Source organism: Cellulomonas sp. (assembly GCF_965229465.1).
GTDB lineage: Bacteria > Actinomycetota > Actinomycetes > Actinomycetales > Cellulomonadaceae > Cellulomonas.
On the sequence record NZ_OZ245882.1, the window covers coordinates 2,715,094 to 2,740,050 of the forward strand.

The 24,957-nt window shown below is 71.9% G+C and carries 22 protein-coding genes; 13 read left to right on the forward strand and 9 right to left on the reverse strand.

Annotated features, from left to right (window positions below; translation table 11 throughout):
• Positions 1-2: 2 nt before the first annotated feature.
• Positions 3-1,016 (forward strand): YihY/virulence factor BrkB family protein, encoded by a 1,014-nt coding sequence (locus ACO06A_RS13025; RefSeq protein ID WP_421732652.1) that lies wholly within the window; start codon positions 3-5, stop codon positions 1,014-1,016.
• Positions 1,017-1,084: 68 nt separating this feature from the next.
• Positions 1,085-2,011 (forward strand): YihY/virulence factor BrkB family protein, encoded by a 927-nt coding sequence (locus ACO06A_RS13030; RefSeq protein WP_421732653.1) that lies wholly within the window; start codon positions 1,085-1,087, stop codon positions 2,009-2,011.
• A 4-nt stretch (positions 2,012-2,015) separates the two neighbouring features.
• Here the strand turns inward: ACO06A_RS13030 and ACO06A_RS13035 are convergent, their stop codons facing one another.
• The 5 genes from ACO06A_RS13035 to sdhC form a co-directional block, all read right to left on the reverse strand.
• A complete protein-coding gene (locus tag ACO06A_RS13035; RefSeq protein ID WP_421732654.1) occupies positions 2,016-2,807 on the reverse strand; it encodes a phosphotransferase in 792 nt (263 codons plus the stop codon).
• Positions 2,808-3,054: 247 nt separating this feature from the next.
• Positions 3,055-3,816, reverse strand: coding sequence for a succinate dehydrogenase iron-sulfur subunit (locus ACO06A_RS13040; RefSeq protein ID WP_175345833.1), 762 nt, complete (start codon positions 3,814-3,816; stop codon positions 3,055-3,057).
• Positions 3,816-5,666, reverse strand: a complete 1,851-nt coding sequence (gene sdhA / locus ACO06A_RS13045) for a succinate dehydrogenase flavoprotein subunit (RefSeq protein WP_421732655.1) — start codon at positions 5,664-5,666, stop codon at positions 3,816-3,818. The genes ACO06A_RS13040 and sdhA overlap by 1 nt, the downstream gene beginning before the upstream one ends.
• 35 nt (positions 5,667-5,701) lie before the next feature.
• Positions 5,702-6,160, reverse strand: a complete 459-nt coding sequence (gene sdhD / locus ACO06A_RS13050) for a succinate dehydrogenase, hydrophobic membrane anchor protein (RefSeq protein ID WP_421732656.1) — start codon at positions 6,158-6,160, stop codon at positions 5,702-5,704.
• Positions 6,160-6,549 carry a succinate dehydrogenase, cytochrome b556 subunit gene (gene sdhC, locus ACO06A_RS13055; protein ID WP_421736062.1) on the reverse strand — a complete coding sequence of 130 codons (390 nt, stop codon included), beginning with the start codon at positions 6,547-6,549 and terminating at the stop codon, positions 6,160-6,162. Before sdhC ends, sdhD begins: the two co-directional genes overlap by 1 nt.
• A 189-nt stretch (positions 6,550-6,738) precedes the next feature.
• Between sdhC and ACO06A_RS13060 the strand changes: the two genes are divergently transcribed.
• From ACO06A_RS13060 to ACO06A_RS13105, 10 genes are all read left to right on the forward strand, one after another.
• Entirely contained in the window at positions 6,739-7,857 is a 1,119-nt protein-coding gene (locus tag ACO06A_RS13060) for a mannose-1-phosphate guanylyltransferase (RefSeq protein ID WP_421732657.1), read from the forward strand.
• A gap of 92 nt (positions 7,858-7,949) precedes the next feature.
• Positions 7,950-9,146 (forward strand): amidohydrolase, encoded by a 1,197-nt coding sequence (locus tag ACO06A_RS13065; protein WP_421736063.1) that lies wholly within the window; start codon positions 7,950-7,952, stop codon positions 9,144-9,146.
• 206 nt (positions 9,147-9,352) lie between these two features.
• On the forward strand, positions 9,353-10,447 hold the full coding sequence (locus ACO06A_RS13070; RefSeq protein ID WP_421732658.1) for a BMP family lipoprotein: 1,095 nt from the start codon (positions 9,353-9,355) through the stop codon (positions 10,445-10,447).
• Between the two features lie 125 nt (positions 10,448-10,572).
• Positions 10,573-12,207 carry an ABC transporter ATP-binding protein gene (locus tag ACO06A_RS13075; protein WP_421732660.1) on the forward strand — a complete coding sequence of 545 codons (1,635 nt, stop codon included), beginning with the start codon at positions 10,573-10,575 and terminating at the stop codon, positions 12,205-12,207.
• Positions 12,204-13,493 (forward strand): ABC transporter permease, encoded by a 1,290-nt coding sequence (locus ACO06A_RS13080; protein ID WP_421732661.1) that lies wholly within the window; start codon positions 12,204-12,206, stop codon positions 13,491-13,493. The genes ACO06A_RS13075 and ACO06A_RS13080 overlap by 4 nt, the downstream gene beginning before the upstream one ends.
• Complete coding sequence (locus ACO06A_RS13085) at positions 13,490-14,785, forward strand: ABC transporter permease (RefSeq protein ID WP_421732662.1); 1,296 nt, start codon at positions 13,490-13,492, stop codon at positions 14,783-14,785. The genes ACO06A_RS13080 and ACO06A_RS13085 overlap by 4 nt, the downstream gene beginning before the upstream one ends.
• A gap of 29 nt (positions 14,786-14,814) precedes the next feature.
• Positions 14,815-15,204, forward strand: coding sequence for a cytidine deaminase (locus tag ACO06A_RS13090; RefSeq protein WP_421732663.1), 390 nt, complete (start codon positions 14,815-14,817; stop codon positions 15,202-15,204).
• Positions 15,201-16,496 carry a thymidine phosphorylase gene (locus ACO06A_RS13095; protein ID WP_421732665.1) on the forward strand — a complete coding sequence of 432 codons (1,296 nt, stop codon included), beginning with the start codon at positions 15,201-15,203 and terminating at the stop codon, positions 16,494-16,496. The genes ACO06A_RS13090 and ACO06A_RS13095 overlap by 4 nt, the downstream gene beginning before the upstream one ends.
• A 38-nt stretch (positions 16,497-16,534) precedes the next feature.
• Positions 16,535-16,765 (forward strand): hypothetical protein, encoded by a 231-nt coding sequence (locus tag ACO06A_RS13100; protein ID WP_421732666.1) that lies wholly within the window; start codon positions 16,535-16,537, stop codon positions 16,763-16,765.
• Between the two features lie 38 nt (positions 16,766-16,803).
• Complete coding sequence (locus ACO06A_RS13105; RefSeq protein ID WP_421732667.1) at positions 16,804-17,961, forward strand: adenosine deaminase; 1,158 nt, start codon at positions 16,804-16,806, stop codon at positions 17,959-17,961.
• A gap of 95 nt (positions 17,962-18,056) precedes the next feature.
• Here ACO06A_RS13105 and ACO06A_RS13110 read toward each other — a convergent pair whose 3' ends face one another.
• The 4 genes from ACO06A_RS13110 to ACO06A_RS13125 are packed head-to-tail and all read right to left on the reverse strand — an operon-like array spanning position 18,057 to position 22,405.
• Positions 18,057-18,917: an aldehyde dehydrogenase family protein gene (locus ACO06A_RS13110; protein WP_421732668.1), complete on the reverse strand. Its 861-nt coding sequence runs from the start codon at positions 18,915-18,917 to the stop codon at positions 18,057-18,059.
• The gene (locus ACO06A_RS13115) at positions 18,914-20,407 is read right to left on the reverse strand and encodes an aldehyde dehydrogenase family protein (RefSeq protein ID WP_421732669.1); all 1,494 of its coding nucleotides are present in this window, start codon (positions 20,405-20,407) and stop codon (positions 18,914-18,916) included. Before ACO06A_RS13115 ends, ACO06A_RS13110 begins: the two co-directional genes overlap by 4 nt.
• A gap of 10 nt (positions 20,408-20,417) precedes the next feature.
• Positions 20,418-21,422, reverse strand: coding sequence for a deoxyribose-phosphate aldolase (gene deoC / locus ACO06A_RS13120; RefSeq protein ID WP_421732670.1), 1,005 nt, complete (start codon positions 21,420-21,422; stop codon positions 20,418-20,420).
• Complete coding sequence (locus ACO06A_RS13125) at positions 21,419-22,405, reverse strand: sugar-binding transcriptional regulator (RefSeq protein WP_421732671.1); 987 nt, start codon at positions 22,403-22,405, stop codon at positions 21,419-21,421. The genes deoC and ACO06A_RS13125 overlap by 4 nt, the downstream gene beginning before the upstream one ends.
• A gap of 230 nt (positions 22,406-22,635) precedes the next feature.
• Here ACO06A_RS13125 and ACO06A_RS13130 point away from each other — a divergent pair, with 230 nt between their 5' ends.
• Positions 22,636-24,948, forward strand: a complete 2,313-nt coding sequence (locus tag ACO06A_RS13130) for a DUF6055 domain-containing protein (protein ID WP_421732672.1) — start codon at positions 22,636-22,638, stop codon at positions 24,946-24,948.
• Positions 24,949-24,957: the final 9 nt, after the last annotated feature.

Consider the following 24,957-nt stretch of genomic DNA (forward strand, 5'->3'; position numbering starts at 1 on the left):
TCATGGCAGCCGACGGCGAGGACGACACCGGCCCCGCGGCGGGTGCGGGAGCGGCGCACGCACACGCCGTGGCGACGTCGCCGGACCCGGTCGAGCCGGGACCGAAGGCGTCGCTCGTGCAGAAGGCGAAGGCCCTGCTCGCGTGGTGGAAGCAGACCCGCCCGGCTCGCGCCAACGCCCGGTTCGGTGCCCGCGGCGGTGGGGTGCTCACCGGCGGGATCGCGTACGCGGCGCTGTTCTCCGTCTTCGCCGCGCTGACCATCAGCTACACGGTGTTCATGGCGGTGCTCGGCGGGAACGACGAGCTGCGGCAGAAGGTCCTCGACGCCGTGAACGAGTCCCTGCCGGGGCTGATCGACACCGGCGACGGCGGCATGATCAAGCCCGACTCGCTCGAGCTCAGCGGCGGGCTGACCCTCACCGGGATCATCGCGGTCGTCGTGCTGCTGCTGAGCGCGATCGCAGCGATGGCGGCCCTGCGCACCGCGGTGCGAGCGATGTTCGGCGAGGAGGGCGCCGGCGGCAACGCGGTGCTCGGCAAGGCCCGCGAGCTGGGCGGCTTCGCGGGCATGGCGTTCGCGGTGCTGCTCTCGGCCCTGGTGACCACCGGTGTCGCCAGCGCGGCGTCGTGGATCCTCGACTCGCTCGGCTGGGGGAGCGCCGCGACGGTCGTGGCGCGGGTGCTCGCCATCCTCGTCGCGTTCGTCATCGACGCGGCGACGTTCCTGCTCATCGTGTGGGTCCTCGCCGACGAGCGCCCGGCGTGGTGGGACCTCCGCTGGGGCGCGGTCATCGCGGGCGTCGGCATCGGCATCGTGCGCATCCTCGGCACCTCGGTGGTCGCCGGCAGCGTGAGCAAGAACCCGCTGTTCACCTCGGTCGCCGTGATCGTGACCCTGCTGGTCTGGATCAACCTCATCGCGCGCATCGTCCTGCTGGCGGCCGCGTGGACGGCCGACCCCCCGCTGGTCGACGCCCCGACGAGCAAGGAAGGGCCCGCCGCAGCGACCGGCTGAGGCGCACCCGCCCTGCGGCCGGGCCGGGAGCCTGTACCGGGTCTGCGGGCCCGACCTAGGGTCGGCGGATGGCAGCCGATGAGGTCGCGAGCGCAGTGGTCGGGTCGACGTCGCCGACCGCGCGCGGCAGAGCCCTGGTCGTGTGGTGGAAGCACACCCGACCCGGTCGGGCGAACGCGCGCTTCCGCGCCCGCAGCGGCGGAGTCCTGTCGGGCGGCATCGCCTACGCGGCGCTGTTCTCGGTGTTCGCCGCGCTGACCCTCAGCTACACGGCGTTCGTCGCGGTGCTCGGCGACAACGACGAGCTGCGCGAGCGGGTCCTGCACGCCGTCGACAGCACGTATCCGCACCTGCTCGACACCGGGGACGGCCAGGGTGCGATCGACCCGGAGGTGCTCGAGCTGTCCACCAACCTGACCGTGGCGGGCATCGTCGCGGTCGTGGTGCTGCTGCTGAGCGCGATCGCGGCGATGACGGCCCTGCGCAGGTCGGTGCGCGCCATGTTCGCGACGGAGCTCGGCGGCAACCCGGTGCTCGGCAAGGCTCGGGACCTGGGCGGGTTCGTCGGGATGGCGTTCGCCGTGCTGCTGTCGGCGACCCTGACCACGGGCCTCGGGACGGTGGCGTCCTGGATCCTCGACGCCCTCGGCTGGGACGGCCTGACGACCGCCGTGCTGCGGGCGCTCGGCATCCTCGTCGCCTTCGCGATCGACGTCGCGCTCTTCGTGCTGGTCGTCACGGTGCTGGCCGCGGAGCACCCGCCGCGGCGGGACCTGCTCCGGGGGGCGCTGATCGCGGCGACCGGGCTCGGAGTCGTGCGGACGCTCGGCACGTCGGTCGTGGCGGCGAGCGTGAGCAAGAACCCGCTGTTCACCTCCGTCGCGGTGCTCGTGACGCTGCTGGTGTGGGTCAACCTGATCGCGCGGATCCTGCTGCTCGCAGCCGCGTGGACCGCGGCCCCCCCGTACGTCGAACCCCCGGGAAGGCCCGCCTGAGATCTCAGCGCGCGGCGTCCAGCGCGGAGTGGAGCTCCGGGAGGCGCGACGCGAGCACCCTCAGGCGTGCGCGGGTGTTCGCGGGCTCACCGACCTCGCCCAGCCGCAGCATCCCCGGGTCGCCCGCCGCCTGCGCGGCCGCGATGCGGTCGGCCGCGTCCGTCATGCGGGTGATCACGTGGTCGAGGACCGCGTGCGGGTCCAGGCCGCCGTAGCCGTCCGCGATCGTGCGCAGGACGTGCGCGACCTCGGCGGCATCGGCGTCGGGGAACAGGACCGCGCTGTTCCAGGCGAACATCGCCACGTCGTCCAGCGGGATCCCGGGGCCGGCGACGTCCCAGTCGAACACGCCGGTCAGCTCGTCGCCGTCGAACGCCATGTTGTACATCGCGCTGTCGTGGTGGCAGACGATCTCGCCGGGCGCCAGTGCGCGCTCGACGAACCGCCAGCGCCGGCTGTCCCGCGGGAAGCCGGCGACGACCGCGTGGTACTCCCGCAGCCAGCGCATCGCCGACCGCACCTGGGCGTCGCTGAGCGTCTCCCGGCCGATGTCCAGCACGCGGCCGGGCAGGAACGTGAGGATCTCCCGGTCGCGGTCGTCGAGGCCCAGGACGTGGGGGATGCGGGGGAGCTCAGCGGCGGCGAGGAAGTCGAGCAGCTCGTGCACCGCCGGGGTCCACGGTCCGGTGGGCCGACGCACGGTGTCACCGACGCGGACGGCCCCACCGACGTTCCCGCCGGGCAGCGGGATCTCGTCGTCCGGGCCGTGGGTCGTGAGGAAGGCGTCAGCGGGCACGGGTGATCATCGCGCCTCGCGCGCCCACCGTGCGACTCGTGTGCTCGCGTGAAGACTTTGTCGCGCCAGGCGGAACGACGTCTTCACGCGAGCGGAGGCCGCGCGCACCGCGTCACAGCGCGTCAGAAGGCGCGCGTGATCATGGCGCGCTTCACTCGTCTCTCGCGGCTGCCGGTCGCGGGCGTCAGAAGGCGCGCGTGATCATGGCGCGCTTGACTCGTCTGTCGCGGCTGCCGGTCGCTGGGCGTCAGAAGGCGCGCGTGATCATGGCGCGCTTGACTTCTTGGATCGCCTTCGTCACCTCGATGCCACGCGGGCACGCCTCGGTGCAGTTGAAGGTCGTGCGGCAGCGCCACACGCCCTCCTTGTCGTTGAGGATCTCGAGGCGCTGGGCGCCACCCTCGTCGCGGCTGTCGAAGATGAACCGGTGCGCGTTGACGATCGCCGCGGGGCCGAAGTACTGCCCGTCGGTCCAGAACACCGGGCAGGACGAGGTGCACGCGGCGCAGAGGATGCACTTGGTGGTGTCGTCGAACCGCTCGCGCTGCTCGGCGCTCTGCAGGCGCTCCTTGGTGGGCTCGTTCCCGGTGGTGATGAGGAACGGCATGATCTCGCGGTAGGAGGCGAAGAACGGCTCCATGTCGACGACCAGGTCCTTGATCACCGGCAGGCCCTTGATGGGCTCGATGATGATCGGCTTGCTCGGGTCCAGGTCCTTGAGCAGCGTCTTGCAGGCCAGCCGGTTGCGGCCGTTGATCCGCATGGCGTCGGACCCGCACACGCCGTGCGCGCAGGAGCGACGGAACGTCAGCGAGCCGTCCTCCTCCCACTTCACCTTGTGCAGGGCGTCGAGGACGCGGTCGGTGCCGTGGGCGCGGACCGTGAACTCGTCCCAGTACGGCTCCGGTGCGCCGGCGCCGTCGTCCGGCAGGAAGCGCCGGATCTTCAGCGTGACGTCGAAGGACGGGATCACGGGAGCGGCCGAGGGCGCGTCAAGCGTCGCAGTCATCAGTACTTACGCTCCATCGGCTGGTAGCGGGTCATCGTGACGGGCTTGGAGCCCAGCACGAGCTGGTAGTCCTCGAAGAGGGTGGTGTGCGCGAACGAGCCCTTGTGGTCCCCGTCGCCCTCGGTGCCCCACAGGCGGTGGCCCTTCACGGGGAGCGGGCGGCGGTAGGCCATGGTGTGGCGCATGTAGTTCTTGTCGTCGCGGTCCGGGAAGTCCTCGCGGAAGTGCCCGCCGCGCGACTCGTCGCGGTTGAGGGCGCCCACGACGACGGTCTCCGCGATGTCGAGCAGGAAGCCCAGCTCGACGGCCTCGAGCAGGTCGGTGTTGAACATCGTGCTCTTGTCCTGCACCGACACCTGGCGGAACCGCTTCTGGAGGGCCTTGATGTCGTCGAGAGCCTGGGTCAGCGACTCGGACGTCCGGAACACCTGCGCGTTCAGGTCCATCGACTCCTGGAGCGCCTTGCGGATGTCCGATACACGCTCGCCGTCGGGACGTGTGCGGATCTCCTCCAGGCCGGCGACGACCGTGGCTGCGGGGTCGTCGGGGAGCTCGATGAACGACGCGGTCAGCGCGTAGGCCGCAGCCGAGATGCCGGCCCGCTTGCCGAACACGTTGATGTCGAGCAGCGAGTTGGTGCCCAGGCGGTTGGAGCCGTGCACGCTCACGCACGCGACCTCGCCCGCGGCGAACAGGCCACGGATGACGTCGGTCGAGTTGCGCAGCACCTGCGCCTCGATGTTGGTGGGGATGCCACCCATCGCGTAGTGCGCCGTCGGGTAGACCGGCACGGGCTCGGTGTACGGCTCGATGCCGAGGTACGTCCGCGCGAACTCCGTGATGTCGGGGAGCTTGGCGTCGATGTGCGCGGGCTCGAGGTGGGTCAGGTCGAGCAAGACGTAGTCCTTGTTGGGACCCGCGCCGCGGCCCTCGCGCACCTCGTTGGCCATGGACCGGGCGACGATGTCGCGCGGCGCCAGGTCCTTGATGGTCGGGGCGTAGCGCTCCATGAAGCGCTCGCCCTCGGAGTTGCGCAGGATGCCGCCCTCGCCGCGCGCGGCCTCCGACAGGAGGATGCCGAGCCCCGCCAGGCCGGTCGGGTGGAACTGGAAGAACTCCATGTCCTCCAGCGGGATCCCGCGGCGGTACGCCAGCGCCATGCCGTCACCGGTGAGGGTGTGCGCGTTGGAGGTCGTCTTGTAGATCTTCCCCGCGCCGCCGGTGGCCAGGACCACCGACTTGGCCCGGAACACGTGGATCTCGCCGGTGGCCAGCTCGTAGGCGACGACGCCCGAGACGTTGACCTCCTCGCCGTCCGGGACGTGGCCGGCCGCGAGGTCGTGGTCCACCAGCAGGTCGAGCACGTAGAACTCGTTGTAGAACTCGACGTCGTTCTTCACGCACTGCTGGTAGAGCGTCTGCAGGATCATGTGGCCCGTGCGGTCCGCGGCGTAGCAGGACCGGCGCACGGCCGCCTCGCCGTGGTTGCGGGTGTGCCCGCCGAACCGGCGCTGGTCGATCTTGCCCTCGGGCGTCCGGTTGAACGGCAGGCCCATCTTCTCCAGGTCGAGCACCGCGTCGATGGCCTCCTTGGCCATCACCTCGGCGGCGTCCTGGTCCACCAGGTAGTCACCGCCCTTGACGGTGTCGAACGTGTGCCACTCCCAGTTGTCCTCCTCGACGTTGGCCAGCGCGGCGCACATGCCGCCCTGCGCCGCACCCGTGTGGGAGCGCGTCGGATAGAGCTTGGAGATGACGGCCGTGCGCACTCGCGTCGAGGACTCCAGGGCCGCGCGCATGCCGGCGCCGCCCGCGCCGACGATCACGACGTCGTACTGGTGGGTCTGCATCGGTGTCGATGCCTTCCTGTCTCTGGGGGAGTGCGCTACGCCGTGCAGAACGAGGGCAGCAGGTCCGCCGGGGAGCCCGCCGGGCACGGGTCGAACGTGAAGATGACGAGCGTGCCGAGCACGACGACGACGACGAACGCGAGGTACAGAGACGCCTTGAGGGCTAGGCGCACACCGTCGCGCTCGGCGTAGTCGTTGATGATCGTCCGCACTCCGTTGGTGCCGTGGATCATCGCGAGCCAGAGCATCAGGAGGTCCCAGATCTGCCAGAACGGCGACGCCCACTTGCCGGCGACGAAGCCGAAGTCGATCGCGGAGATGCCCTCACCGGCGACCAGGTTGACGAACAGGTGCCCGAAGATCAGGACGACGAGGATCACGCCGGACGCGCGCATGAACACCCAGCCGTAGAGCTCGGTGTTGCCGCGGGTGGTGAGGCGCGCGGGGCGGGGCTTCGCAGGACGCGGGGCCTTCGGGTCGGCGATCGTGGTCATCACTCGCCTCCGAACACGTGCATGAGGTGGCGGGGCAGGAAGCCGGCCATCGTCAGCACGAACAGGCCCATGACCACCCAGAGCATCACGCGCTGGTACTTGGGGCCCTTGGCCCAGAAGTCCACGAGGATGATCCGGATGCCGTTGAACGCGTGGAACACGATGGCCGCCACGAGCCCGGCCTCACCCAGCCCCATGATCGGGTTCTTGTAGGTGCCGATCACGTCGTTGTAGGCCTCGGGCGACACGCGCACCAGCGAGGTGTCGAGCACGTGGACGAGGAGGAAGAAGAAGATCGCGACACCGGTGACGCGGTGGGCGACCCAGGACCACATGCCTTCGCGCCCTCGGTAGAGCGTTCCGGCGGGCACCTTGCGGGTGGCCGGCACTCCGCTCGGAGCGGGCGCTGCAGGCACTAGGGGCCTCCTGGCGGATCAGAGGTTCGGACGACGACGTCCTTGTCGGCCCAACTGTAGTGAACTGACGAGTACGCAACCGCTCGGCAAGGGTCCTTAGGCCCCTGCTGTGAGGTATTGCACAGCGCGGGGCAAGGGCGGGCGGTCGCTACCCTGACCCCCATGTCGACCACGCCCACCGTGTCCTCGGTGATCCCCGGATTCCACGCCGTCGTCCCGGCAGGCGGTGCGGGCACGCGCCTGTGGCCGCTGTCGCGCGCGGGCCACCCGAAGTTCCTGCTCGACCTCACCGGCTCGGGTCGCACCCTGCTCCAGGCGACGGTCGACCGGCTGCTCCCGCTCACCGGGGCGGGGGGCGTGCTCGTGGTGACCGGGGCCCGGCACGCGCAGACCGTCGTGGGTCAGCTGCCCGAGGTCGGGGCAGACGACGTGCTGGCCGAGCCGTCGCCGCGCGACTCGATGGCGGCGATCGGGCTGGCCGCCGCGGTCCTGCTCGCCCGCCACGGCGAGGACGTCGTGCTCGGGTCGTTCGCTGCCGACCACGTCATCGACGGTGCCGAGGGGTTCCAGCGCGCCGTGCGCGAGGGCGTCGTCGCGGCCCGTGCCGGGTACGTCGTGACCATCGGCATCGCGGCGACCGGCCCGTCCACCGCGTTCGGCTACGTCCGCTCGGGCGCCTCGCTCGGCCTGGCCGACGCGCCCACGGTCGCGCACGCCGCCGGGTTCACGGAGAAGCCCGACGCCGACACCGCGACCGCGTACCTGGCGACGGGGGAGTACCGCTGGAACGCCGGGATGTTCCTCGTCCGCGCGCGCGTCCTGCTGGACCACCTGGCGACGCAGCTGCCGACGCTCGCCGCCGGACTGCAGGAGATCGCGGCCGCCTGGGACGGCCCGGACCGCGGCGAGGTGCTGGGGCGCGTCTGGCCGGGGCTGACCAAGATCGCGATCGACCACGCGATCGCCGAGCCGGTGGCCGCCGCCGGAGGAGTGGCCGTCGTGCCCGGCGACTTCACCTGGGACGACATCGGCGACTTCGAGTCGCTCGCCACGCTGCTGCCCGTGGACACCCTCGGCGACGACGGCGTCGTCCTGCGCATCGACGCCGACGGAGCCTTCGTCGTGCCCGGCACGGGCCGGACCGTGTCGGTGATCGGTCTGCCCGGAGCCGTCGTCGTGGACACCCCCGACGCGGTGCTGGTGACCACGCTCGCGCACGCCCAGGCCGTCAAGTCTGCGGTCGACGCCTGGCGCGTGCGCGGCCGCGAGGACCTGCTCTGACGCGGACACCCTCGGCCGGTCCGGGCGGGCGCGGCTAGGGTCGAAGCGTGTCCTTCGCTCACCCCGGCCCCGTCGTCGCCCCCCTGACCAGCCTGCGACCCGACCCCACCGACCCGGGGTCGGCGCGCCTCGCCGTGCTGGTCGCCGAGCTGCGTGACGAGCTGGTCGCCGTCCGCCGGGACCTGCACGCGCACCCGGAGCTCGGCCGCACCGAGGTCCGGACCACCAAGCTGGTGGCCGAGCGGCTGCGCGCCGCCGGGCTCGAGCCGCGCCTGCTGCCGGGCAGCGGTCTCGTGTGCGACATCGGTCCCGGCCCCGCGACCAGCGGCCGCCAGCGGATCGCCCTGCGCGCCGACCTCGACGGGCTGCCGGTGCAGGACACGACTGGCACGCCGTGGGCCTCGACCGTGCGGGGCGTCGCGCACGCCTGCGGGCACGACGTGCACACGGCGGCGGTGCTCGGCGCCGGGCTGGTCCTGGCCCAGCTGGCGGACGAGCTGCGGACCGGCGTGCGGCTGGTGTTCCAGCCGGCCGAGGAGGTGCAGCCCGGCGGGGCGCTCGACGTGGTGGCCGCGGGCGGCCTGGACGGGGTCGCGGAGATCTACTCGTTCCACTGCGACCCCAAGGTCGACGTCGGCCAGGTGGGCACCCGGATCGGTCCCATCACGTCCGCGAGCGACGAGGTCACCGTGACGGTCACCGGTCCGGGCGGCCACACGTCGCGCCCCCACCTGACGGGCGACGTGGTGTTCGCGCTCGGTCAGGTCATCACGCAGGTGCCCGCCATCCTGGGCCGCCGCCTGGACCCGCGCTCCGGCGTGAACCTCACGTGGGGCGCCGTGCAGGCGGGGTCGGCGCACAACGCGATCCCGTCGACGGGGACCGTCAAGGGCACGCTGCGGTGCCTGGACGTCCGCGCGTGGGAGAAGGCGTCGGAGGTGTTCCACTCGGCGGTCGAGCAGGTCCTGGCGCCCCTGGGCGTCGAGGTCCAGGTCCGGCACCACCGGGGCGTCCCGCCCGTGGAGAACTCCGCGCACGCGACCGGGGTCCTCGAGGCCGCGGCGCACGACGTGCTGGGCGCCGGGTCGGTCCAGCTGACCGAGCAGTCGCTGGGCGGCGAGGACTTCGCCTGGTACCTGACCAAGGTGCCGGGCGCGATGGCGCGGCTGGGTACGCGCACGCCGGGCGGTCACACCTACGACATCCACCAGGGCGACCTCCGGGTGGACGAGCGCGCGGTCGAGGTCGGAGCCCTGCTCCTGGCGCGGACCGCTCTTCTCGCGGGCTGAGACGACGCGTCCGTCACCTGGGCGGACATACCAAGTCGGTAACGGAACCTGCACGGATACCCGCCGGTAACCTGCCCGACACCTCGTGCTGGCTATGGTCCGAGAATCAATGCCGGGCAGCCCCAGACCTTGTGGTGGTACACCGTCGTGCCAACCGCACGGTCGGCCCAGCCGGACCGGCTGCTGACGAGATTCAGGAGAGTCGCGTGAAGAAGATCATTCGAGTGGCCGCCCTCAGCGGGGTTGTCGCCCTCGCGCTTGCGGCGTGTGGCAGTGCCCCGGAGGACACCGAGGAGACGACCGGCGGCGAGACTGCCGCCAGCACCGACTTCAAGGCCTGCATGGTCTCGGACGCGGGCGGTTTCGACGACAAGTCGTTCAACCAGGCCGGCTTCGAGGGCCTGAACAAGGCCAAGGACGAGCTCGGGATCGAGGTGGCCAGCGTCGAGTCCGCCGCCGACACCGACTACACCCCGAACATCGACAGCCTCGTCGCCGAGAACTGCGACCTGATCATCGGCGTCGGCTTCCTGCTCGAGGACCCGATCCAGACGGCCGCCGAGGCGAACCCGGACATCAAGTTCGCGCTCGTCGACAGCTCGTTCTCGGACGCTGACTTCAACCCGGTCACGCTCGACAACGCCAAGCCGATCCTCTTCGACACCGCGCAGGCGGCCTACCTGGCCGGGTACGTGGCCGCGGGCCAGTCGACGACCGGCAAGGTCGCGACCTTCGGTGGCATCGCGATCCCGTCCGTCACCATCTTCATGGACGGCTTCGCGGACGGCGTCGCCAAGTACAACGAGGACAACGGCACGGCCGTGACGCTCCTCGGCTGGGACAAGGCCGCGCAGACCGGCGTCTTCGCCGGCAACTTCGACAGCCAGGACGACGGCAAGAACATCGGCCAGAGCTTCATCGACCAGGGTGCGGACATCATCATGCCCGTCGCCGGTCCCGTGGGCCTGGGCACCGCCTCCGTCGCGCAGACGGCCGGCAACGTCGCGATCATCGGTGTCGACGCCGACTGGTTCGAGACCACGGAGTACGGCCCGATCGTGCTCACCTCGGTCATGAAGGAGATCGGCCCGGCCGTCTTCGACACGATCAGCGAGGCCGTGGACGACAAGTTCTCCTCCGACCCGTACGTGGGCACCCTGGAGAACGAGGGCCTCGGCCTGGCGCCGTTCCACGACTTCGAGTCGAAGGTCGCCTCCGACGTCACGACGAAGGTCGAGGAGCTCAAGGCCGCGATCATCTCCGGCGAGATCGTCGTGCAGTCCGACGCCTCCCCGAAGTGATCTGACGCAGTACCGACGGACGACGGCCCGGGCCCAGCGCCCGGGCCGTCGGCCTGTCCGGCACCGCACGTGTCGAGGGGATGGATAGTGTCTGAGAACAGTCGCGACGTCGAAGGAGACGACCGGTGAAGCTGGAGCTGAAGGGCATCACCAAGACCTTCGGGTCGCTGGTCGCCAACGACCACATCGACCTCGTGGTGGAGCCCGGGGAGATCCACGCGCTGCTCGGGGAGAACGGCGCCGGCAAGAGCACGCTCATGAACGTGCTGTACGGCCTGTACGACCCCGACGACGGCCGGATCCTCGTCGACGACGTGCCCGTGACGTTCGCCGGCCCCGGGGACGCGATGGCCGCCGGCATCGGCATGGTCCACCAGCACTTCATGCTCGTCCCCGTCTTCACCGTCGCCGAGAACGTCGTGCTCGGGCACGAGCCCGTGCGCGGCGCCGGCCTGATCGACCTTCCCGAGGCACGCCGCCGGGTCAAGGAGATCTCCGACCAGTTCGGGTTCCACGTCGACCCCGACGCGTACATCGAGGACCTGCCCGTCGGTGTCCAGCAGCGGGTGGAGATCATCAAGGCGCTCTCCCGCCACGCCAAGGTCCTCATCCTCGACGAGCCCACCGCCGTGCTCACGCCGCAGGAGACCGACGAGCTGATCGGCATCATGCGCCAGCTCAAGGAGTCCGGGACCTCGATCGTCTTCATCACCCACAAGCTGCGCGAGGTGCGTGCGGTCGCGGACCGCATCACCGTCATCCGCCGCGGCAAGGTCGTCGGCACCGCGCAGCCGTCGTCGACCGAGACCGAGCTCGCGTCCATGATGGTCGGCCGCTCGGTGGACCTCGGCGTCGACCGCTCGGTGGCGGTGCCCGGCGAGGTCACCGTGCAGGTGCGCAACCTCACGGTCATCGACCAGGCCGGTGTGCGGCAGATCGACGACGTGTCGTTCGACGTCGCCCGCGGCGAGATCGTCGCGATCGCCGGCGTGCAGGGCAACGGGCAGACCGAGCTCACCGAGGTGGTGCTCGGGCTCCAGGCACCCGTCGCCGGCTCCGTGACGCTGGACGGCGTCGAGCTGGTCGGCCGATCGGTGCGTGACGTGCTCCACGCCGGCGTGGGCTTCGTCCCCGAGGACCGCTCGACCGACGGCGTGATCGCCGACTTCTCGATCGCGGAGAACCTCATCCTCGACCTGCACCGCTACGAGCCCTTCGCGAGCGGGGTCGCCCTGCGGCCGGCCGCCGTGCGGGAGAACGCCGAGAAGCGGATCGCCGAGTTCGACGTGCGGACGGGATCCATCGACGCGCACGCGAGCACCCTGTCCGGCGGCAACCAGCAGAAGGTGGTGCTGGCGCGGGAGATGTCCCGGCCGCTGCGCCTGCTGATCGCCTCGCAGCCCACCCGTGGCCTGGACGTCGGCTCGATCGAGTTCGTGCACACGCGGATCGTCCAGGAGCGCGACAACGGCACCCCGGTGATCATCGTCTCGACGGAGCTGGACGAGGTGCTCGCGCTCGCCGACCGGATCCTGGTGATGTACCGCGGCCGCATCGTCGGCGACGTCCCCGGCGGGACCGACCGCGACGTGCTGGGCCTCATGATGGCCGGCGTGCCGCTGGACGACGCCGTCCGCCAGGCCGCCGACCACCGCACGACGCTCGGCGTCGCCGACCTCGAGGCGACCGCTCCCGGGACGCCACCGGCACCGCCGGCCCCCCCGACAGCCCCGACAGCATCACCTCAGGAGGAGCTGTGAGCAGCCCGACGCCGGTCCCCCTGCCCGACGCGCAGGTGCCGCCCCCCGGGCAGACGGGGGTGGCCGAGCCGGCCGAGAAGGGCGACGGCGGACGGCAGCTCCTGCACGAGATGCTCACCAGCAGCTGGCTGGTCTCGGTGCTGGCGGTGGTGCTCGCGCTGATCCTCGGTGGGGTGCTCATCGCCGCCGCCGACGCGGCCGTGCAGTCCGCGGCGGGCTACTTCTTCTCGCGCCCCGGCGACCTGCTGTCGGCGGCGTGGACCGCGGTGTCGGAGGCCTATGCGGCGCTCTTCGCGGGGGCCGTCTACGACCCCCGGGCCGAGGAGCTGACCCGCGCGGTCCGGCCCTTCACCGAGACGCTGACGGTCGCGACCCCGCTGATCCTCGCCGGCCTCGGCCTGGGCATCGGCTTCCGTGCCGGGCTGTTCAACATCGGCGCCCAGGGCCAGATCATCCTCGGTGGGATCTTCGCCGGGTACATCGGGTTCACGTTCGACCTGCCCCCGGTGCTGCACCTGCTGCTCTGCGTCATCGGCGCAGCGCTCGGTGGCGCCCTGTGGGCCGGCATCGCCGGCGTGCTCAAGGCGCGCACGGGGGCGCACGAGGTCATCGTCACGATCATGCTCAACAACATCGCGGTGTACCTGGTCGCGTACCTGCTGAGCCTCAACGCGTTCCAGCGGCCCGGCAGCAACAACCCGGTGAGCCCGCCCATCCCGGACACGGCCGCCTACCCGTTGCTGCTGGGCAGCGGGTTCCGCCTGCACGCGGGCTTCCTGGTGGCCATCGCCGCCGCCGTGTTCGCGTGGTGGCTGATGGAGCGTTCGACCATCGGCTTCCGGTTCCGTGCGGTCGGGTCCAACCCGCACGCGGCACGCACCGCGGGCATCTCGGTGAACGCGGCGTACGTCTGGGTCATGCTCACGGCCGGTGCGTTCGCGGGCCTCGCGGGGTCCGCGCAGGTGCTCGGCACCGAGCGGGTGCTGACCGCGGGCGTCGCGGCGAGCTACGGGTTCGACGCCATCACGGTCGCCCTGCTCGGGCGGTCCAAGCCGCTCGGCACGGTGCTGGCGGGCATCCTGTTCGGCGCGCTGCGCGCCGGCGGCGTGGTCATGCAGGCGCGCACCGGGACGCCCATCGACATCGTGCTCGTCGTGCAGTCGCTCATCGTCCTGTTCATCGCGGCCCCGCCGCTGGTCCGGTCGGTGTTCCGCCTGCCGTCACCGGACACGCCACGAGCCCCGAAGCCCGTCGTCCCCGTCGCAGCGCAGGAGGTCAGCGCATGAGCGCCCCCACGATCGACGCGACGGCGCCGGCCCGGCCGGCCTCCGAGCTGGTCCTTCCCCCGATCAAGTGGCACGCGCCGATCGCCTACGCGGCGGTCGCGCTGTTCGGGCTCGTGGTGTTCGGGCTGCTCGCACCGAGCGGCGAGCACAGCACGTTCGCCGTCTCGACGTCACGCGACTTCATCCAGTTCACGCCCTTCTCGGTGCCGTCGAAGCTGACCGCGATCATCCTGTGCCTCGCGGCGCTCGCGCTCGCCGGGGTGTCGTTCTACGAGACGCGCCGCCGGGAGAAGGCCGGAGCCTGGCTGCCGATCACCTACGGCTTCCTGATGGTGTTCGCGTTCCTGGTGTGGGCCGTCGCCGGCAAGGGCAGCGGGCTGCCGCTCACCGGTCTGCTGCAGGGGTCCCTGTTCCTCGCGATCCCGCTCGTGTTCGGGTCCCTGGCGGGTCTGCTGTGCGAGCGGTCCGGCATCATCAACATCGCCATCGAGGGCCAGCTGCTCGGCGGGGCGTTCCTCGCGGCCGTCGTCGCCACCCTGACCGGCAGCGCGTACGCGGGACTCATCGCCGCGCCGTTCGCGGGCGCCCTCGTCGGGCTGCTGCTGGTCCTGTTCTCCATCAAGTACGTGGTCAACCAGATCATCGTCGGCGTCGTGCTGAACGTGCTGGTCATCGGCGTGACCAGCTACCTGTTCTCCACGGTGCTCAAGCAGAACCCGGACACGTGGAACAACCCTCCGGGCCTGCCGGTCATCAGCATCCCCGTGCTCTCGCAGATCCCGATCATCGGGCCGGTGCTGTTCCGCCAGACCGCGCTCGTCTACATCATGTACGTCGTCGTGATCGTGCTGCAGATCATGGTGTTCCGGTCCCGCTGGGGCCTGCGCCTGCGCTCGGTCGGCGAGCACCCGAAGGCCGCCGACACCGTCGGCATCAAGGTCAACCGCACGCGGCTGCGCTCCACGGTGCTCGGCGGCGCGGTCGCCGGTCTCGGTGGTGCGTTCTTCACGGTCGCCGCGGGGCTGGCGTTCGGCAAGGAGATGACCAACGGCAAGGGGTACATCGCGCTCGCGGCCATGATCCTGGGCCGCTGGAGCCCGAAGGGCGCGCTGGCGGCGGCCCTGCTGTTCGGCTTCGCCAACAACCTCCAGCTCCAGCTGAGCATCATCCAGACGCCCATCCCCAGCCAGATCATGCTGATGACGCCGTACATCGTGACGATCTTCGCCGTCGCGGGGCTCGTCGGACGGGTGCGCCCGCCGGCCGCCGAAGGCATCCCCTACACGAAGTGAGTTGAGCCGCAGTGGAGAACGAGAACCCTGTGGATTGGGACGCCCTGCGTTCCGCTGCCACCGAGGTCATGCACAAGGCGTACGCGCCGTACTCGAACTTCCCGGTCGGCGCCGCCGCGCTGGTGGACGACGGGCGGGTGGTCGTCGGCTGCAACGTGGAGAACGCCTCCTACGGCGTGACCCTGTGCGCCGAGTGCGCGCTGGTGTCCGGGCTGCACGTCTCCGGCGGCGGGCGGCTGGTCGCGTTCACCTGCGTCGACAAGCACGGCAACGTGCTGATGCCCTGCGGCCGCTGCCGGCAGCTGCTGTGGGAGCACGGGGGAGCGCGCCTGCTCGTCGAGACGACGCACGGCGTGAAGCCCATGACCGAGGTGCTGCCCGACGCGTTCGGTCCCGCCGATCTGGAGGAGCGCGCATGAGTACCGAGAGCTTCGACGCCGTCGACGTCATCGTCACCAAGCGCGACGGGCACCGGCTGAGCGACGCGCAGATCGACTGGGTCATCGACGCGTACACGCGCGGGGTCGTCGCCGAGGAGCAGATGTCCGCCCTCAACATGGCGATCCTGCTCAACGGCATGGACCGCGCCGAGATCGCCCGGTGGACGGCCGCGATGATCGCCAGCGGCGAGCGGATGGACTTCTCCGGGCTGTCGCGGCCGACCGCGGACAAGCACTCGACCGGCGGGGTGGGCGACAAGATCACGCTGCCGCTGGCGCCGCTGGTGGCGGTGTTCGGGGTCGCCGTGCCGCAGCTGTCCGGCCGCGGGCTGGGCCACACCGGCGGCACCCTGGACAAGCTCGAGTCCATCCCCGGCTGGCGAGCCGCGCTCAGCAACGAGGAGATGATGGCGCAGCTCGACGACGTCGGCGCCGTCATCTGCCAGGCCGGCTCGGGCCTCGCGCCCGCCGACCGCAAGCTGTACGCGCTGCGCGACGTCACGGGCACGGTCGAGGCCACCCCGCTGATCGCCAGCTCGATCATGAGCAAGAAGATCGCCGAGGGCACCGGCGCGCTGGTGCTCGACGTCAAGGTGGGGTCGGGTGCGTTCATGAAGGACGTGGACCGTGCCCGCGAGCTGGCCCGCACGATGGTCGCGCTCGGCACGGACGCGGGCGTGAAGACCGTCGCACTCCTGACCGACATGTCGACGCCGCTCGGGCTGACCGCGGGCAACGCCCTCGAGGTGCGCGAGTCGGTCGAGGTGCTGGCCGGCGGGGGACCCGCGGACGTCGTGGAGCTCACGGTGGCGCTCGCGCGCGAGATGCTCGACGCGGCGGGACGCCCCGGGCAGGACGTCGCGGCCGCGCTGACCGACGGGCGCGCGATGGACGCGTGGAAGCGGATGATCGCGGCCCAGGGCGGCGACCCGGACGCGGCCCTGCCGGTGGCCCGCGAGACCGAGCAGGTCCTGGCGGAGTCCGACGGGGTGCTGTCCGGGCTGGACGCGTACGCGGTGGGCATCGCCGCGTGGCGGCTCGGCGCGGGCCGTGCGCGCAAGGAGGACCCGGTGCAGGCGGGCGCCGGCGTCGAGCTGCACGCCAAGCCCGGCGACGTCGTGCGGGCGGGTCAGCCGCTCATGACGCTGCACACCGACACGCCCGAGCGGTTCGCCCGCGCGCGGGAGGCGCTCGACGGTGCGGTCGTCGTCGCACCCATGGGCACGGCCGTCGCGCAGCGCCCCCTGGTGATCGACCGCATCGACGCCTGACCCTTCCGGGCGCGCGCCGACGGGAGCACGATGGGGTCATGAGCACCGTGCCCGGGAACGACTCGTGGCGGGACGCCGGCCTGGCGCCGGTGGACCTCGACGTGCCGCGCCGGCTCGGCGACGACGACGCGTCGACCGACGACGCCACCGACCCCGAGGAGTACGCGCCGGAGTTCCCCCGGGCCGACCGGGACGGCCGTGCGGACGAGGCCGACGTGGTGGAGCAGGACACCGAGGTGCCGACCGACGACGAGGACGGCGACGCCTGAGCGGTGGTGTGGGCGGTCCGTCCCGGTACGGTGAGCGCATGACCTCCCCCTCCGAGCCCTCGGTGGCTGACGCCCCCAGCGACCCGCCCGAGGCCACCGACCCCGTCGCCGCCCTGGTCGCGCTGATCCCGACGTTGCCCAAGGTCGTCCTGCACGACCACCTCGACGGAGGGCTTCGGCCGGCGACGATCATCGAGCTCGCCGCCGAGATCGGCTACGAGCTGCCCGCGACCGACCCCGACGAGCTGGGGCGCTGGTTCGTCGAGGCCGCCAGCTCCGGCACGCTGGAGCGGTACCTCGAGACCTTCGACCACACGGTCGCCGTCATGCAGACCGAGGACGGGCTGCGCCGGGTCGCGCGCGAGTCCGTGCTGGACCTGGCCGCCGACGGGGTCGTGTACGCCGAGCAGCGGTACGCGCCCGAGCAGCACCTCAGCAAGGGCCTCTCGCTCCAGCAGGTGGTCGACGCGGTCCAGGCGGGGTTCGCCGAGGGGATCGCGGAGGCAGCGGCGCAGGGCCGCTCCATCCGGATCGGCACCTTGATCACCGCCATGCGGCACGCCGACCGCGGGGACGAGATCGCCGCGCTCGCGCTGGAGAACCGGGACAACGGGGTGGTCGGCTTCGACATCGCCGGCGCCGAGGCCGGCTTCCCGCCCTCACGGCAGGCCACCGCGTTCGCCACGCTCGCGGACGCCGACTTCCCCGCGACCGTGCACGCGGGCGAGGCGGCCGGCGTCGAGTCGATCGCCGAAGCGGTGCACGTCGCGCACGCCTGCCGGATCGGCCACGGCGTCCGGCTGATCGAGGACGTCACCACCGACGGCCTGGGCGACCGCCTGGGCACGCTCGCGCACTGGGTGCGCGACCGGCGCATCCCGCTGGAGCTGTGCCCGTCGTCCAACGTGCAGACGGGTGCCGCGGAGTCCGTCGCCACGCATCCCGTCACGCGGCTGCGGAACCTGGGCTTCGCCGTCACGGTGAACACCGACAACCGCCTCCAGTCGGGTACCTCGATGACCCGCGAGCTCACGCTCCTGGTCCAGGAGGCCGGCTGGGACCTGGTGGACCTGCGCGACGTGGCGGTCACCGCCGCCGCGCACTCGTTCCTGCACCACGACGAGCGGTCCGCCCTGATCGACCAGGTCATCCGGCCCGCCTACATGGCTGCGCGCGGCGGACGCCACCGCGCCTGACCTCCTCGCGGAGGTGCCGCGAGCGCGCGAGAACAACCTTGCACGCGTTTTAGAGGTCCAGAACGCGTGCAAGGGTGTTCCCGTCGGGCGTCCGGCTAGATCAGGCCCTTGGTGTGCCAGACGGTCTTCGTCTCGACGAACGACGTGATCCGGCCCAGAGTCGGCGCCGCTGCGTCCGGGCCGTTCTCCGGCGGGAGCACGCGCTTGAGGGTGTCCGCCGCCGCGATCTGGAGGTCGACCCAGTCCAGGGCGCCGGCGCCGACCAGGTCGAGCGCGTTGACGTCCTGGTGGCTGGCCAGCCAGGGCGCGATCTCCGCGGGCGACCCCGTGAGCACGTTGACGACGCCCTTGGGCACGTCGCTGGTCGCGAGGACCTCGGACAGGCTGATCGCGGACAGGGGGAGCCGCTCGGCGGCCACGACGACGACCGTGTTCCCGGCGACCAGCGCGGGGGCCACCGCGGAGACCAGCCCGAGCAGCGACGAGTCCTGCGGCGCGATGATCGCGACGACGCCCGTGGGCTCCGGCACCGAGATGTTGAAGTACGGCCCGGCCACCGGGTTGGCGTTGCCTGCCACCTGCGCGTACTTGTCGGCCCAGCCGGCGTACCAGACCCAGCGGTCGATCGCGGCGTCCACCTGGGCGGTCGCGACGGCCGTGGACACGCCCTCGGCATCGACGATCTCGGCGACGAACTGTGCGCGACGGCCTTCGAGGATCTCGGCGACGCGGTAGAGCACCTGGCCGCGGTTGTACGCGGTCGCTCCCGACCAGCCCCCGAACGCGCCACGGGCGGCGACCACCGCGTCCCGGGCGTCCTTGCGGGAGGCCTTCGAGGCGTTGGCGAGGAACGCGCCCTTGGCGCTGACGATCTCGTACGTCCGGCCGGACTCGCTGCGCGGGAACGCCCCGCCGATGTACAGCTTGTAGGTCTTGGGCACGGCGAGGCGGGTCACTTGGTGGCTCCCTTGGCGACGGTCTTGCGCGTGGGTTCGAGGGCTGCGACGGGCGCGGCGGTCTTCAGGTACGAGGCGATGCCGTGGCGGCCGCCCTCGCGTCCGTAGCCGGACTCCTTGTAGCCACCGAACGGGCTCGCCGGGTCGAACCGGTTGAAGGTGTTCGCCCAGATCACCCCGGCGCGGAGCTTGTCGGCGACGGCCAGGATGCGGCTGCCCTTGTCGGACCAGATGCCGGCCGACAGGCCGAACGGGGTGTTGTTCGCCTTGGCGATGGCCTCCGCCGGGGTGCGGAACGTGAGCACCGACAGGACCGGCCCGAAGACCTCCTCCTGGGCGATCCGGTGGCTGGTCGAGACGTTGGTGAAGATGGTCGGCGCGAACCAGAACCCGTTCTCCGGGATGGCGCACTCGGCCGTCCAGCGCTCGGCGCCCTCGGCCTCACCGATGTCGCTCAGCGCCCGGATGCGGTCCAGCTGCGCGGCGCTGTTGATCGCGCCGATGTCCGTGTTCTTGTCCAGCGGGTCTCCCAGACGCAGGGTGGACAGGCGGGACTTCAGCCGGTCGACGACCTCGTCGTGGATGGACTCCTGCACCAGCAGGCGGCTGCCCGCGCAGCAGACGTGACCCTGGTTGAAGAAGATGCCGTTGACGATGCCCTCGATGGCCTGGTCGATGGGGGCGTCGTCGAACACGATGTTCGCCGCCTTGCCGCCCAGCTCCAGCGTGACCTTCTTGCCCGTCCCGGCGACCGACTTCGCGATCGCCCGGCCGACGGGTGTCGAGCCGGTGAACGCGACCGCGTTCACGTCGTCGTGCCCGACCAGCGAGACGCCCGTGGCGCCCGCGCCCGTGATGATGTTGACGACGCCCGGCGGCAGGTCGGCCTGCTGCACGATCTCCGCGAAGAGCAGCGCGGTCAGGGACGTGGTCTCGGCCGGCTTGAGGACGACCGTGTTGCCGGCGGCCAGCGCCGGTGCGATCTTCCACGCGAGCATGAGCAGCGGGAAGTTCCACGGGATGACCTGCGCGGCGACGCCGAGGGACGCGGGGTTGGCGCCGAGGCCGGCGTGGTCAAGCTTGTCGGCCCAGCCCGCGTAGTAGAAGAACCAGGCCGCCACGAGCGGCACGTCGACGTCCCGGCTCTCCTTGATCGGCTTGCCGTTGTCGAGGCTCTCGGCCACGGCGAGCTCGCGGCTGCGCTCCTGGACCACGCGCGCGATCCGGAACAGGTACTTGCCGCGGTCGGCGCCGGACATCCGCGACCAGGTGCGCTCGTACGCGCGGCGGGCTGCGGCGACGGCGGCGTCGACGTCCGCGTCGTCCGCGGTGGAGATCGTCGTGAGGTGCTTCTCGGTGGCCGGCGAGATGGAGGCGAACGGCGTGCCGTGGCCCTCGCGGAACTCGCCGTCGATGAACAGGCCGTACTCGCTGCGCAGGTTCAGGATCGCCTGCGACTCAGGGGCCGGGGCGTACTCGAGGAATGACATCAGGGGCCCTTCAGTCGATCGTCACGTAGTCGGGACCGGAGTAGTGGCCGGTCGTCATCTTCTGCCGCTGCATCAGCACGTCGTTGAGCAGGCTGGAGGCGCCGAACCGGAACAGGTGGGGGGTCAGCCACTCCTCCCCGACGGTCTCGGCGACGGTCACCAGGTACTTGATCGCTTCCTTGGACGTGCGGATGCCGCCGGCGGGCTTGACGCCCACCTTGTCGCCGCTGAGCCGGTACCAGTCGCGCACGACCTCGAGCATGAGCAGGGTCACGGGCAGCGTGGCCGCCGGGGCGACCTTGCCGGTCGACGTCTTGATGAAGTCGCCGCCCGCGAGGATCCCCAGCCACGACGCCCTGCGGACGTTGTCGTAGGTGTTCAGCTCGCCGGTCTCCAGGATGATCTTGAGGTGCGCGTAGGTCCCGTCCGCGCGGCGGCAGGCCTCCTTGACGGCGATGATCTCGTCGTAGACCTGCCCGTACCGCCCGGCGAGGAACGCGCCTCGGTCGATGACCATGTCGATCTCGTCGGCACCCGCGGCGACCGCGTCCGCGGTGTCCTCGAGCTTGATCGACCGCGACGCGCGGCCGCTCGGGAACGCCGTCGCCACCGCGGCCACGGCGATCTTGCCCTGGTCCGGGTCGCCGTGCGCGGAGCCCAGCGCCTGCACTGCGTGGCCGACCATGTCGCCGTACACGCACACGGCCGCGACGCGGGGGCAGCCGGGGTCGGCCGGGTCCGGGGTGACCGCCTTGGCCACCAGCGAGCGCACCTTGCCCGGCGTGTCGGCACCCTCGAGGGTGGTCAGGTCGATGAGCCCGATGATCCGGTCGAGCGCCCATGCCTTGGAGGTCGTCTTGATGGAGCGGGTGTCGAGCCCCGCGGCGCGCTGCTCCAGGCCGACGGCGTCGACCCCCGGGATGCCGTGCAGGTAGCGCCGCAGGTTGGCGTCGTTCGCTTCACCGCCCAGGAGCGCGATCGCGCGCTCCCCGGGGACGATCTGGGTGCCTGTCATGCTGTGCCTCGCTGTCCTTCGCTGTCCTGGGCGGATGGATGGTTCTCGATGAGGTGCACGGCCGTCTCCTCGTCGGTGACGAGCACGGTGCACAGGCCGCTGCCGACGACCGCGCTCGCGACGGCGTGCTTGGCCGCCCCCGCGATCACCGCGATGCTGAGCCGCGCCGCGCGCAGGTTCTCGAGCGACAGACCGACGGTCCGCTCGTCGAGCCCGGGATCCACGATGGCACCCGCGGCGTCGATGTACCTGCCGACGACGTCGCCGACGGCACCTCGACCGACGAGACCGGACACGTCCTCTGCGGTGAGGTAGCCGCTGTCGACGAGCACGGAGCCCGCGTCGGCCGCCCCCGCGCTGAACAGGTAGACGTCCGCCCCCTCGGCCAGGTCCAGGACGGCCGAGACCGCCCGGTCGGACTCGATGGCCCGCTTGGTCTCCAGCCGCTCCAGGATCGCGGGGCTCGGCAGCAGGGTGGCGTGCCCCCCGGCCTTCTGCGCGATGCTGACCGCGGTGGAGGCAGCGGTGCCCGCGCGCCGGTTGAGGCTCACTCCTCCGTTGATCTGCACGACGTCGACGTCGGCCGCCCAGCCGTCCCGCAGGTGCCGGGCGACGTCGTCGAGGGTGCGACCCCAGCTGATGCCGAGGGTGCGGGGGACCGGGCGCAGGGTGGTGAGGTAGTCGGCCGCCGCCTGGGCCGCCCGCGACTGGAGCTCCTCCGGGTCGTCGACGCCGGTGGCGGAGATGACGACCGCATCGGTGAGGCCGCAGGTCTCGCGCAGCCGGCGCTCGAGGGGCAGCCGGCGTGCGCGCGGGTGCACGATCTCGATGCGGATGAAGCCGTTGGCCTTGGCCTGCGCGAGCAGTCGCCCGACCTTCCATCGGGTGAGCGTGAGGATCGACCCGATCTCGTCCTGGGTCTTGTCCTCCTCGTAGTACAGCTCGGCTGCGCGGATCGACAGCAGCTCGTCCGACTCGATCATCCGGTTCCTCTCATCTCGTCCAGGGTAGGCACGGGCATCGCGCGCTGCAACACTCGTTGCATTCTTTGCTCATATGAGCAGACGACGCCTTCGACCGAGAGAATCACCCGTTCGGGACTTCTGCCCCCAATTGACTCGACCGGGGCGGTCGGCGACAGTGGGGCGGCCGTGCGGCGGGCCCGAGTCCTCGGGAGCGCGCCGGCGTGCGCCAGGCGAGGGGACGAGCGGGGATGGGGCGATGGGGACGCGGCGGCATCGTCGCCGTCGTGGTCCTGGTCGCCCTGCTGGCCGGGCTCGGCGTGGGGGCGACCGTGCAGCACCTCCGCTCCGACAAGACCGTCGTGGTGCCGACTGCATGGACGGAGTCCTGGAAGAAGGCGCACGTCCGCGAGGGCCAGGACGTGGTCCTCGCCTGGGGTGACCGGGCGGGCGCCGACCCCTCGGCGGCGCCGGCCGGGCTGCGGTTCGACGCGGCGCGGGCCGTCGCCCAGCTGGACGCCCTGTACGCGCTCGACGTGTTCGACCTGGGGGTCGTGGACGACGACGGGGCGATCGCCCGGCACAAGATCGTCGTGGTCGTCGACGGGACCTGGTCCGACGGGCCCGGCGCGCCCACGGGCGTCGTCGTCGTCCCCTCGGTCGGCGGGCTCTCGCAGCCCGGACGCGGGGTCACCGGATCGGTGACCGACGGCGTCGGGCTGCTGCGGGTGGACGTGCCGGCGCTGACCGCCCGGGGACACCAGTCCGCGACGTCACCGGCCACCGCCGAGCCGGCGGCCGCCGGGGGTTCGGAGTTCGACCCGTCGTGGGAGCTGGCCCGGGGCTTCGCCGAGGTGGTGCAGGGCTTCGCCTCCCTGGACGCACCCGGGCGGGGGTTCGCGTCCGACGACGCCGCGACGTTCTGGGCGGCCAGCGCTGCCTACCTGGCCACCGTGGCCGCGCCCGGAGGGATCGGTGACCCCGCCGACGTGGTGCGCAGCCCGCAGCTGCACTGGGCGAGCCCCCGTCTGGGCGACGGCGGCTGGCTGCTGCTGCAGTACCTCGCGGAGCGTGACGGCGAGCAGCTGCTGGGGACCATGTGGCGCGAGGCGCAGGAGGGCGAGGACCCGCTGAGCGCCTACAAGCGGCTCACCGGCCTCACCCAGGCTGACCTCAACCGGCGGGTCGCCGAGTACGCGCTGCGCACCGTCACCTGGGACTTCACGGACCGGTCCGCGATCGCTGCCGCGGTCGGCGCCCTCGACCCCGTCCTGCTGGCGGACCGGACCACCCCGGTCGAGACGGTCGAGGACGACCCGGGGCACTACCGGGTGCTCGACGGGTTCGCGCCGTCCGACTACGGCTTCACGATCGTGCGCCTCCGGCCCGACGCGGGCGCGCGGGACATCCACCTGCGCCTGCGCGGCCACACCGACGCTGCCGATGCCGGCCTGAGCTTCGGGTTCGTCGTCCTGCGCAACGGGGTGCCCCGGTACAGCCCCGTCACGGAGAGCCTCGACCAGGAGGTCCAGCTGACGCTGCGCTCGGGCGAGCAGGAGGTGTACCTGGTCGTCGTCGGCACCCCGACGCAGAACCACGCGCACGGCTCCACCGCCGGGTTCGGCGAGGTCGCCCGGTACCCCTACGAGTTCCGGCTCTCCGGCGCGCGCGTGGTCGACGACGCGGGCGTCGTCACGCCCGGCGGCCACCGGCACGCCAACGGCGGCGGCTGGGTGGACGACGCCGCGACGGTCGACCCGACCGCGTTCGTGGGGCCGGACGCCGTGGTGCGGGGGGACGCGCAGGTGCTGGGCACCGCGCGGATCGAGGGCCGCGCCTGGGTCGAGGCCGGCGCGGTCGTCGAGGGCAGCGCCGTCGTGCGCGACGTCGCGCTCGTCCGCTCGTCCGCACGCCTCGGCGGCAGCATGCTCGTGGCAGGCGACGCGGTGGTCGGGTTCACCTGCGACTCGGGGACCTACACGACGTTCGATCCCGCCCGCTGGTGCGACGGACGGACGAGCCTGGCGGACCTGAACGCGACCCCGACGCCCTTCTCGGCGGCCGACCTGGCGCTCAGCAACGCGCCCGAGCCCACCGCCACCCCCACCCCGGAGCCGACGCCGACGGCGACAGCCACGCCCGCACCGACCCCGAGCAGGACACCGCCGGCACCGACGCCGACGCCGACCAAGGCCCCGAGCCCGACGGAGGGCGGCGTCGAACCGCCGGAGCCGATGCCGGCGAGCGCGTGCACGGCGGTCTACACGGTCACCAACCACTGGACCGCGGACGGGCAGAACTGGTTCCAGGGGCAGGTCGTCGTCACCGCGGGCAGCACCGGCGTGGAGGGCTGGGCGGTGACCTGGCCGCTCCCGGCGGGCGAGCAGATCACGGCCGTCTGGAACGCCCGGCTGGGCACCAGCGGCTCCCAGGTGACCGCGGAGAACATGAGCTACAACGGTTCCCTGCGGGACGGGAGCTCCGCGACGTTCGGCTTCCAGGGCACCGCCCCGGGTGACGCGGGCCTCCAGGTGCCCCCGGTCAGCTGCACCCGGACGCGCTGACCCGACCCC